Genomic DNA, 11,131 nt, shown 5'->3' with positions numbered 1-11,131 from the left:
CCAGCGGTCGGGCGCGCCGGCGAACACCGACCACACATACCGGTACATACCGGTCGCAGTCCAACCAGGTCAGAGTGTCGCGCCTGGCGTGGACCCAGTCGTCCAAGGCCTTCATCGTTCTCCCGCCGTTCTCGTCAATCCCGCACCGTCAGCCCTGCAGCTGCGCGAGCTTGGCCTCCAGCTCCGCGATCCGCACGTCCTTCGGGTTGGGCATCATGACCGACATGATCGCGTCCGCGGGGCAGGTGTCCTCCGGGGTGCCCCGGAAGAGCACGCGGGGGTCGCCCCAGGAGCCAAAGAACGGCACGTCGGCCGGGGGTGTCTCGGTCTCCCAGTCCTTGACGAACTCCGCATACGGCTTGCCCCGCTTCAGCCGAGCGGCCCGCTCGGCGTCCTTGGCTGCCGAGGTGGCCTCGGCGTCGACCGCGGCGGTATCCGGGTTGAGTACCACGTGGTAGATGTCGCGCACGGTGTTTAGGGACACCAAGCCGTCACGGTAGTCGGCGGCCACCGCCTCAGGGTCGCGTTCGAGCACGTCACCGTAGCCGCCACCGGCACCCTGGGTGATCATGTACAGCTCGCCGCGGTCGGCGAGCTCGAACTGCAGGCCCATGTGGTGCGTCGAGTAGGTCGCCTCGGGGAACGGACGGTCGTTCATGAGCTCTTCAATGGTGTAGCGCAGCAGTTCGCGCTGGTTGTCCATCACCTTGAAGATGTCGACGTTCTTGATCTTGCACAGCGGGAAGGTGCCCGGACCGTAGCCGCCGAAAATGCCGTGCGTGCTCGGGAACTTCGAGCCGATGCTGCACACCATGAAGCCCCACAGGGCGCTGTCCTTGACGGTGGCGATCTGCTGGTAGCCCTGGCCGCCGCGGAACTTGCCGAAGCCCTGGTTGTCCCGCATAACCCTGTTCGGCACGATCTTGAGGAACGGGACTTCTTCCTCGGAGAGCTCCTGCTCACCGATGTCGGCCATGGGCGCGAAGATCGGGGCGACCGCGTGCTCACCGTCCCGGTTGGCCCGCGCGGCCCCACCCATGCCGTTGAGGTCGGCACACAGGTTGCCCACCAGTTCGCCGTGCTGTGTGACGCCGCCGTAGATAAAAGTGACGATCATGTTGTACCAGCCGGCGATGACGTCGGTTGACCGCTCGCCCGCGCTGAAAAGGAACTTCGGTACCGCCAGCTGCGCCGCGGTGAAACTCGGGAAGAACGTCATCATGCTCTGCGCGTTCGGCGCCTGGGCCGAGCAGTCCAGCGCCGAACTCGGGTCGGTGATGACGGTCATCGGTTCGAACACGGCCTGGTTCCGCGGCAGGTCCGGCCACACGAACGTAAGGAACTCCTGGGCCAGCATTCCCTTCATCGACGAAAGGATCGTGTTGTTGGCCCGGTTCAAGAACTCCGGAGAGGAACCCCGGAAGTCCAGGATCAGTTCGTCGTCCTTCTTGGTCATCTCCAGCCTGATCTTGACCAGGCAGTTCTCCCGCAGTGTCCCGTCCGGGAAGACGTTCTGCCGCACGGTGCCCTCGGGCCACGTCCGCAGCCGGCGGCGGACCTCTGCGGCGGTGTCGGTCAGGGTGCGACGCAACGTGGCGGCCACCGCGTCGACGCCGTACTCGGCGATGGCGTCCTGGATGCGGTCCTTCATCCGTACCGCCGCAAACAGCTTCGCCTTCATGCCCTCCAGCTGCAGCTTCGGTTCGCGCACCGAGTTCTGCAGGAAGGTCATGAGGTCGCGGCGGAACGTGTAGTTCTCACCCACCTTGATCGGCGACAACTTCAGGCCCTCGTCGAACGGGGACTCCGCCGCCGAGGGCATACCACCGGGTTCAGTCGCGCCGTTCTCCCCCTCATGGACGATGGCGCCGGTGAAGCAGATCAGCTGGCCGTCGTGGAAGACCGGGATGACGATGCTCTGGTCGGTGTTGTGGACGTTGCCGTAGCGGGCATCGTTGTGCATGAAGACGTCGCCCTCACGGATCCCGACCGTGGGTTCGTTCGCCCAGTACTTGAGGATGAACTTCACCGGGTGCTGGGTCAGCACCGAGAACACCAGGACACCGCCCACGCTGGACAGCGCAAGATCACCGGAGGCGGTCCACACGCCGGAGATCAGGTCGCCAGCCTTCGCTCCCGGTGCCGCGCCCATCTGCTCGACCATGCCGAACGACTCGTTACACGCGGTCTGCAGCTTGTGCCGCAGCAGGTTGATCGCTTCGGGGTCGGTGAACCGCGCCAGAGCCTCTGTCTCGAGGGGTGACTCCGGGGCGAGATGGTGGTTGCTCATGATCTCGGGATCGGGCCCGAGGAACAGGACGTTTTCCTCGAGGAACTTCTCGATGAGCGACTTGTCGTCAGCGTTATCAGATTGGCTCATAACGATGCACCTTCCGGTGAGACGTGTCTAGCAAGGATGGCGAGCGGCTTCTCAGGCCCCGCATGGGCTACGCGAAACGGACGAGGGGTTTGATGATGCCGTCCCCCTTCGTTTCCATCAGACTGAGTTCGGGTTCGACCTCGTCGAACCCGAACTCATGGGTCGTCATCGGCCGAATGTCACCGGGGAACCGAGCGCTTCGATCGCGGCGTCCACTCCGATACGGTATGGGCTTCTCAATGACACCCGCCTTGCCAAGACCGAGAAACGCCAGCGCTTGCATGGTTGCTGGCATCGTCGCCAGTTTCTTTCTCCGCCCGCTCAGATGGTCTTGGCGAGCACCGCGGAGCCGGTGCGTCCGACCGTCAGCTGCCACCCGGGTTCGGCGAGGTAGGTCGTACGCGGGGTCTCCACCAAGGCGGGGCCCTCCACGACATGGCCCTCGTCGAGGACGGCGACGTCGTAGACGGCGGTCTTCACCGCTCCGTCGATGCCCGGGTAGTGGCACTCCCGCCACCGGCTGGGGCTCGGCGCCGGGCGAGGGTCGGCGTGGGTGGGCTGCAAGTCGAATTTTTCGTGATCGACGTAGCTCACCACGCGGATGACGTTGATCCGCACGCCGGCCTCGGGTGCCTGGCTGCCTTCGCCGTACCGGTGGGCGTAGAGGTTGCTGAACAGGTCCAGCAGCTCGATCACGTCCCGGTGCGAGGTGAGCTGCTCGAACGGGCAGACCACACCGATCTGGGCGAGCTGGTTGCCGTAGCGCATGTCCACCTCGACCCGCGAGCGGATGTCAGCCGGGTCGGCGCCCTGCCGGAGCAGGTCGTTCCGGCCCTTCGCGGCGAGTTCCGCCACGTTGTCGTTGAAGACCCGGTAGTCGCCCAGCATCTGCCGCGTGGTGGCGTCGTAGACCATCAGATACAGCGAGGACTCATGGATGTGCAACTGGTTCATGTTGCCCGCACCCAGCGCGGAGAACACCGAGCTGAACGGCGGGACCAACACGTTCTGGATGCCCAGTTCGTTCGCGTAGCCACAGGCGTGCAGCGGACCACCGCCGCCGTAGCTGAGCGCCACGAAGTTCTTCGGGTTGTAGCCCTTGACCGCGACCTCCTTGAAGATCGCCGCAGCCATGTTCGTGTCGACCTTGCGCTTGATGGCCTTCGCCGCCTCGATCAGGCTCAACCCCGACGGCTTGCAGATGTGCTCCTCGATGGCCCGCTGCGCCCGGCGCAGGCTGAGCTTGATCGTGCCACCTGCGTAGTTGTCCGCATCGAGGTAGCCCAGCACCAGGTTGGCGTCCGTCGTGGTCGGGAGCCGCCCGCCGCGGCCGTAGCAGGCCGGCCCGGGGTCGGAACCGGCGCTCTCCGGGCCCACCTCGATGGCATCCCACAGGCGGTCGTAGCGGGCGATGGAGCCGCCGCCGGCGCCGAGAGTGTGCAGGTAGGTCATCGGAGTCGACACGAGCCAGCGGTCGATGACCGGGTTGAAGTCGTAGAACTTCACCCCGTCGGAGGTCACCAGGCCGATGTCGAAGCTGGTGCCACCCATGTCGGTGGCGATGATGTTGGGCTGGTTGTAGGTGCCCGACAGGTAGTTGGTGGCCTCCAGCCCGGCAACGGGGCCGGAGTGGATGGTCTGCAGGGAGGAGGTCGAGTTCAGCTGCGCCATGCCCCCGGAGTTGTGCACCAGCAGCATCGGCTTGGTGTAGCCGTTACGGCGCAACTCGACCTCCAGCGACCCCAGACCGTGGTACATCTGGTCATGCAGGTAGGCGTCGATGACCGACGACATAGTGCGGGTGTACTCACCCTTGCGGCCGCTGACCCGGTGCGACAGCACGATCGGGATCGCGCCCAGCAGGTGGGTGGGATACTCGTCGAGGACGATGCGCTCGACTTCCTTCTCGTGGGCGGGGTTGACCACCGAGTTGGCCAGCGCGACCACGAACGCCTGCGCGCCCTCGTCCACCAGCCGCCGCACCTGGCGGCGAACGTCGTCCTCGTCGACCGGCAGCACCACGGTGCCGGCGTAGTCGACGCGTTCCTGCACGCCCGCGATGCGGGTCACCGGAACCAGCGGGACCGGCCGATCCGCCCCCGGCAGGTTAACCTGGGCCGCCTCGGTCAGCCCGTCGCCGTAGCCACGGGCCCGCATCAGCGGCACGCTCCACTCGAAGCCGGCGGTGGTGATGATGCCAACGGACGGCCCGCTGCGTTCGATGAGCGCGTTCGTCCCCAGCGTGGTGGCGTAGCGCACCGCGTCGACGGTCGAGAGCACCGTCTGCACATCCAGGTCGATCTGCGCGCAAGCCTGCGCCAGCGCCTCCATGAACCCGGAGGCAAGGTTGTGGTGCGTGGTCAGCGACTTTGCCTCGACGTAGGCGTCGTCGTAGACGAGAAAGCAGTCGGTGAACGTCCCGCCGATGTCAACGCTTACTTGCCGCATTTTCTAGTCCTCCACTGCACTCAGGTGACGACGCTTCAGCGAGTCGATGTCGAGTTCGATGTCGTGCGTCAGCGGATGACCAGGCGGCAGGTATTCGTTCTCCACCAGCGTTGCGCAGCCCGGGCAGTAGAATTCGACGATCCGGCACCAGGCGGGGTCGGGGCCGTAGGTGAACTCGTAGCTCTCGTCGAGGATCGGCCGGTGAATCTCCCGGGGATCGCGGTTGTAGACCAGCAACCCGGTCTTGTAGTTCTCGCGGGCGTTCGCGATGTCGTGCCCGCACACCCGGCACACCCATCGCTCGGCCACCAGATCGATCGCGAGATACTCGGTGATGTTCACCGAGGACTGCTGGTCGCTCATCGCTGGGCCTCCAGGATCAGGTCGGAGTTGCTGCTCACCCGGAACCCCCACCCGGGCTCGATCAGACAGGTCAGGTAGTCGCCCGCGACGAGCGCCGGCCCCTGGGCCCCCTGCCCCGGCGCCAGGTTCTCCGGACGGTAGACCGGCACCTCCTGCTCGTCGCCGTCGGCGAGGCGGATGCTGCGCGATCCGTCCGCGGTCGCCGGCTGCACGGTGCCGTGCTGGTCGGCCGCGAGTTCGAAGGTTGGCAGCGGATGCGAGGCCCGCACCACCAGCCGGTCGGCCTTGCCTCCCACGGTGTCAGGAGACGATCCGTTGGGCCACTTCTCGTCCCGCAACACGCCGTCGGAGATGAATCGGTCGCGGGTCTCGAAAGTGCATTCGTCGATGGAAACGCCTTCACCGAACATGTCACGCCGCGCCCGGGTCAGCAGGTCGTCTCGTGCCGCACCCACGTCGGCGCCGGTGCCGGGCATCGGGACGCTGTACTCGTGCGCCAGCCCGCTGAAGCCGATACCGAAGGCACTGAACACCGCCGACAGATGCGGCACGATCACCTGCGTGATCCCCGCTGCCCTGGCGATTCCGGATGCCAGCACGGGGCCCGCGCCGCCGAAGGCCAGCAGCGTAGCCTCCGAGAGATCTCGACCCGTCGAACCGATCATGGTCTTTACCGCAGCGCCCACCTGCTCCTCGAACGCCCGCAGCACCGCGAGCGCCGCGGCATGGGCGGACAACGACAGCGGCTCCCCGACATGGGTCAGCAGTGCCCGCTCCGCCCGGGCCGGGTCCAGCTTCAGATCCCCGCCCAGGTAGTTGTCCGGGTCCAGCGCGCCCGCGAGCAGCAGCGCATCGGTCACGGTCGCGTCGGTGCCGCCGCGAGCGAAGCACGCCGGGCCAGGCGCGGCCCCGACACTGCGCGGACCGATCTGGATCCCACCGTCGACGACCGCGACCACCGAGCTGCCACCCAGCCCGACACTGCTCAGGTCCGGGATGGGCAGCGAGGTCTGCGCCGATTCGACCCGGCCGTGCGCGTGCACCGTCAGGGCCTTGTCCACCACGACCGACACGTCCGTGGTGGTCCCACCGACATCCATCCCGACGAGCACGTCCGCACCGTAGAGCGAGGCGTAGGCGACGCTGCCTTCCAGCCCACCACGCGGCCCGGAACCCCACGTCTTCAACGCGGTCGTCTTGGCGACTCGGGCCGAGTCCCCATCGTTACGGAAGATCAGCAGCGGCCGTGCCAGCCCGTTGGACTTGCACGCCTTCTCCGCGCCATACAGGAAGTGCTCCATCCCCGGATGCAGATACGAGTTCAGCACCGCGGTCAGGACACGCCTCGCGTCATCGACGTCGTGCACAAGCTCGTGCGACAGGGTGAACGGGACAGCGCCCAGCAGGTGCCTCGGGTACCGCTCCAACAGCAGGTTCTTGATCGCCCGCTCCGCCTCCGCGTTCCGCAGGGCGATCACGATCCGCGAGGCGCTCGTCGCCAGCAGGTCGTTGATCGCGGTCGTGAACTCGTCCAGGCCCACCGACCCATCGGCACCGACCGCGATCCCGACCGGGGCGTGCGGCACCATGGCCTGCCACAGCGAGGCGTCGACCAGGTTCACAATTCCATAGACATCCCCCTCCGCGCCGCTGTCGACCAGCAATCCGACCGGTGCGCCCTTCCGTTCGACCACGGCGTTCGTGCCCGACGTCGTCGAGTAGCGGAGGTACTCCGTCTCGCGCAACAGGCGCGTGGTGTCCTCCTCGCCGTACAGACGGTCGGACACAGTCCGTAGCCCGTCGACGAAACACTGCGTTAAATCGTGCGGTGTCGTCGGCGTCTTCGCATGCACGACGCGTTCACCATCCGTCACACACACGTCGGTGAACGTGCCACCGTTGTCGATATTGACAAGGATTCCCATCAGCCCTCCGCCGGCTCGTTACATAAAGCGGGTCACAACACCATCGCCGTATGAAGTGGGTCACAACATCGCAGCCGGCGAAGGGTGGTTGCACCACTCCTACGAGTAGCCAGCAGATGGGAATTGGGTGGTCAAGCACCCTGCGCGAAGCCACCCTCCCGTACGTCACGATTAGCGCACCGTGCGGACAGAGTTGAGTCCGGGAACGAAGCGTACAGAGTGTAGCCGATCGAAAACATGTCAACGTGGCAGCCCGGGAAGTGGGACGGCCACCGCGTGATCCTCACGGGAAATGAGCGAAGCAACTCGATGAAGAGGAATCACGATGGCCGTGCGTCCGACCGTGCCGGATGGCGAGTGGGCGGGCAAGGAGCCGGCGGCGGATCCGGATCTGTCAGGCTCGATGGGAAGGCGTTCGCGGAGGCGTTGATGAGCGCCGAGGTGGACGGGATCCGTAACGCCGAAATGGGGAGGTTTCACCAGAAAGGGTGAATCGTCGGAACGGATGTCGGGCGCGGGAGGGGACACCCGGGCGGGAACGATCGAGCTGACGGTTCCGAAGCCGCGTCCGGGCTCTGCTCTTATGTTCGCTCTTATGTTCGGAGTGGCTGATTCGAAAATCCCCCGTCGCTGATGCGTAGCCGCTGGTCATCCCTGAAGGGGCGGGGCCGGTCAAGGCGACGCTGGGATCTGTTTTGGCTGGTTGTGGGCGTGCGGGGGTTGGCCGTCGTGGGTCGGGGGGATCTCACCCCCGGGCTCCCACAGAACGGAGCGTGACGATCTCTCGTCACTCCGCTCTTCTCACCTGATCCGTCAGAACTCGGGCATCCATGCCCAGTGAGCGAACAGTTCGGGCTGCCTTCGCAGGAGCCCGTTCCACCAGCGTTTGGCACGTTTGAACGCCCTCAACCGTTTGAACTTCCGCCGTGCCCACCGCACCAGGTAGGTGTTGATGCGTCGTAGGAGAACGTACATCTCAGTCCGGTAGAACCTGCCGTAGTAGTTCATCCAGCCACGGACGACAGGATTCATCCACACAGCGAGTTCCCCGATGTCCGAGGTGGTACGCAAGTGCAGCCGCCAGCGCCTGACAGTACGACCCTTATCTTTCAGGGCCTCCCCGCTCATCGCCGGCAGGAAAGCGGTGAACATGCTCCTACCGTCTTTCGTCGGGGCTTTCCGGGGACGGAACGTATACCCCAAAAACGGGCTCTTCGCAGTTGGCGTGCGGGTGTAGTCGTCTGATTACGCCGCCAGGGTGTGGATGGTGACTCCGGGTCGCCACTCGGGGCGGGCAGCGCGAGAGGCGACGTAGCGGGCCCGGAGCTGCTGGTTGGTGACGTTACGGAAGCCGAAGGCGCCGCGGTAGACGAGTTTGGTGATCCGATTCACGCCCTCGGCTGCCGCGTTGGTGACCCCCGTGAGGACCGCTTTCGTGATCTCCTCCAGCCAGGTGTCAATGGTCTCGGCGAGCGTGACCAGCTCGGGGATGTCCCGGCCGAGGATCGCGACGTAGTCGAAGAACCGGAACAGGACGTGGGCGATCTCGGTGCGGCAGGTCGCCCGGCCGGTCCGGGACAGGGCGAGCGCGAACACCTCGAGCAGCAGGTTCTTCGCGGTCCAGACGATCCGGATCTCGTTGGCGGTCTGGGGATCGACCAGCTCGAGGGCGCTGAGCGTGTCGAGGATGCGCCGGCGGCCCCGGCGGGAGAGCGTCCGCGGCCCCCACCTGAACAGGTTCCTGACCGCGTACTCGGGGTCGCGGGCGCGGCCGCGCCGGCCACGCAGCCGGTGGGAGTTGCGGCGCCGCACGTCGTCGACCATCTTGTTGACAAGCTGCGCGACATGGAACAGATCCGCGCAGACCAGGGCATGCGGGAGGGCCTCGCGGGCCACGGCCCGGTAGGTGGTTGAGAGATCCATCGTGACCACCTTGATCCCGGCGCGCACCCGCTCGGGCAGGGCAAGGATCCAGGCGACGGCCGGGGCCTTGCGCCGGCCCTCGACCATGCCGAGCAGGCCATGCCCACCGGCGGTGTCGATGAAGACCGTCTGCCAGCGGTCCGCGTCGGCGACCCACGTCCCACTGACCGGGTCCGTGTGGAAGCGGCGGGCCCCGCGCCGCTGGTCGTCGATCCCGAGGACCCGGACCAGCGGCATCGGGCCGAGCACCGAACGCGGCATGAGCAGCACCTCCGGGTCGATCGCCGCCGGGGCGCAGCCAGCCCGCTCCGGGTCCTCGACACCCGGCCCGTCGACGAGCTCAGCCTCGGCTGCCAGTTCCTCGTCGCCGGCCAGGGCCTCGGTCACGGCGGCCGGGTCGGTCGCGACGATCCCAGCCTCGGCCGCGAGGCGGGTGAAGGCGCCGTGCGCGGTGTGCCAGGCGACCCCGGCCCACTCGGCGGCCGTGTCGACCGTGACCAGCCCGTCGCCGACGAGATGGCCGACCAGCCCGAGCGCCGCCAGCGAGACCCGCCCGCCGCGCGCCGCCAGCGGGACCTCCTCGGTGAAACGGCCCTGCTCACAGCCCTCGGCCATGCAGGCCATCACCCGCTTGTGCCAGGTCACCCGCATCGGGACCAGCACGAGGTGGCTCACCGTGTGCCCGACCCGCGTCCACACCCGCGACGCCTCGGCCTGGCAGCGCGGGCAGCACGCCACCGTCCCCGGCGCCGACACCACATGCACCGAGAAGGACCCGTCCGCCTCCCGCTCCACCTGCTCGGCCTCGAAGCCGTCGAGGCCCGGCAACCCGGCCACCGCGCACCCCATATTCTGCAACAGACGCACCCGTTCTCTGGCGATCATGGACCTTAGACAAGTCATGATCTTGCCAGATGGGCGGGTGCGTCCTTTTTACGACCCACGGACGGTCGCGCACCATCACAACAAGGCGGTCACAGAGAGAAGTTGATCAAACACGTCCGCAGCTCAGCTGCATAGAGCCGGGTATCTTTCCGAACCGTGACGCGATCATACGCCTCGTCGGTGCCGTTCTTGCGGAACAACACGATGAATGGATCGAAGCCCGCCGCTACATGGGCCTGGAAATATATGGGCCTGGAAATATATGGGCCTGGAAACCCTTGAGCAGGCCGGCGTGAACAATGCACCTGACACGCCCGTAATAGCCGTGACAGCCACGGCACTCACTGCATAATATAACCATAGATCACACCGATGTCACCTTTCGTACACCACCTCGCTGGCGTGACCCAGCGCCGTGTCAGCTCCGGGGAGGATGACGTGCGGAACCGTTGCAAGAACGGCCACACGGGAAGATGTGGTTCCACCACTCCTTCGAGTGGTTCGCGGAGGCCTGTGGGGTGGGCCCTGACGTCCCGGGGTGGGGGCCACCTGCGCCAAGGCCGCGCGTGGGCCACCCTCCGGTGAGGGCACGCAAGAGAGAAGGGGCACCCTGGTCGACACCGGGCCGACGTGAACGTTGATCAGTTCTCCCGCTCGGCGCCACGGAGCGGCCGGATTCGGGCATTTGCTGTGAAAACGAACTCCGTAGAGCGCTGGAACAACTCCGTACAGCACTGGAACATCAGTGGGCGCCTCGTTGAATGGCGGCGAAGAAGCGGTTCCAGATCAAAGCCGAGTCCGTCACCTGAATCGGGGGCAAGTCCACCCGGATGAGTGGTGAAACCGCCCAATCCACCCTGCCATGATTACACCATGCTTCGCCGTGCGCCCCGTAATTGCTATCCGACAAACACCCCGCGCTTCCGATCCATTCGCAACCGAGAAAGCGACATTTCCACCGACATCTGCGCATCACCTCCCGACCCGGTGCTACCGCCCGCTCCAACCCGAAGTCGTTCGTCTCGGCTGCGTAAATGTCACGGTGAGTCATGTCATGGCCAGGGAGATGTTGGGCGTGCTGTCTCTACGAGGGCAAAGCCATGAAAGGAACTGCCATGCTGACCTTCGTCGATGACGATCTGGATCAGAGATCCTGGGAGTCTAGTACTACAGCAACACTCTCCATGATCCGAAGACGGGTCGCCCC

Annotated in this window: 6 protein-coding genes and 1 pseudogene; 1 reads left to right on the top strand and 6 read right to left on the bottom strand. The window is 66.0% G+C overall.

Features of this window, described 5'->3' with window-relative positions:
• Positions 1-148 precede the first annotated feature (148 nt).
• The 6 genes from CV1CTNOD_RS20055 to CV1CTNOD_RS20025 form a co-directional block, all read right to left on the bottom strand.
• A complete protein-coding gene (locus CV1CTNOD_RS20055; RefSeq protein ID WP_131787552.1) occupies positions 149-2,380 on the bottom strand; it encodes a hydantoinase B/oxoprolinase family protein in 2,232 nt (743 codons plus the stop codon).
• Positions 2,381-2,701: 321 nt separating this feature from the next.
• On the bottom strand, positions 2,702-4,828 hold the full coding sequence (locus tag CV1CTNOD_RS20045) for a hydantoinase/oxoprolinase family protein (RefSeq protein ID WP_131787550.1): 2,127 nt from the start codon (positions 4,826-4,828) through the stop codon (positions 2,702-2,704).
• Between the two features lie 3 nt (positions 4,829-4,831).
• Positions 4,832-5,191, bottom strand: a complete 360-nt coding sequence (locus tag CV1CTNOD_RS20040; RefSeq protein WP_131787549.1) for an acetone carboxylase subunit gamma — start codon at positions 5,189-5,191, stop codon at positions 4,832-4,834.
• Complete coding sequence (locus CV1CTNOD_RS20035; RefSeq protein WP_131787548.1) at positions 5,188-7,116, bottom strand: hydantoinase/oxoprolinase family protein; 1,929 nt, start codon at positions 7,114-7,116, stop codon at positions 5,188-5,190. Before CV1CTNOD_RS20035 ends, CV1CTNOD_RS20040 begins: the two co-directional genes overlap by 4 nt.
• Before the next feature lie 813 nt (positions 7,117-7,929).
• Positions 7,930-8,268, bottom strand: a complete 339-nt coding sequence (locus tag CV1CTNOD_RS20030; RefSeq protein ID WP_131787547.1) for a group II intron maturase-specific domain-containing protein — start codon at positions 8,266-8,268, stop codon at positions 7,930-7,932.
• Positions 8,269-8,361: 93 nt separating this feature from the next.
• Complete coding sequence (locus tag CV1CTNOD_RS20025) at positions 8,362-9,876, bottom strand: transposase (protein WP_431607147.1); 1,515 nt, start codon at positions 9,874-9,876, stop codon at positions 8,362-8,364.
• Positions 9,877-10,064: 188 nt separating this feature from the next.
• Here CV1CTNOD_RS20025 and CV1CTNOD_RS20020 point away from each other — a divergent pair.
• Positions 10,065-10,220, top strand: a pseudogene (locus tag CV1CTNOD_RS20020) (transposase); the annotation flags it as partial.
• Positions 10,221-11,131: the final 911 nt, after the last annotated feature.

The sequence above is a fragment of the Protofrankia symbiont of Coriaria ruscifolia genome (genome assembly GCF_900634745.1).
Taxonomy (GTDB): Bacteria; Actinomycetota; Actinomycetes; order Frankiales; family Frankiaceae; genus Protofrankia; species Protofrankia californiensis.
This window is presented reverse-complemented; position numbering and strand designations above follow the sequence as displayed.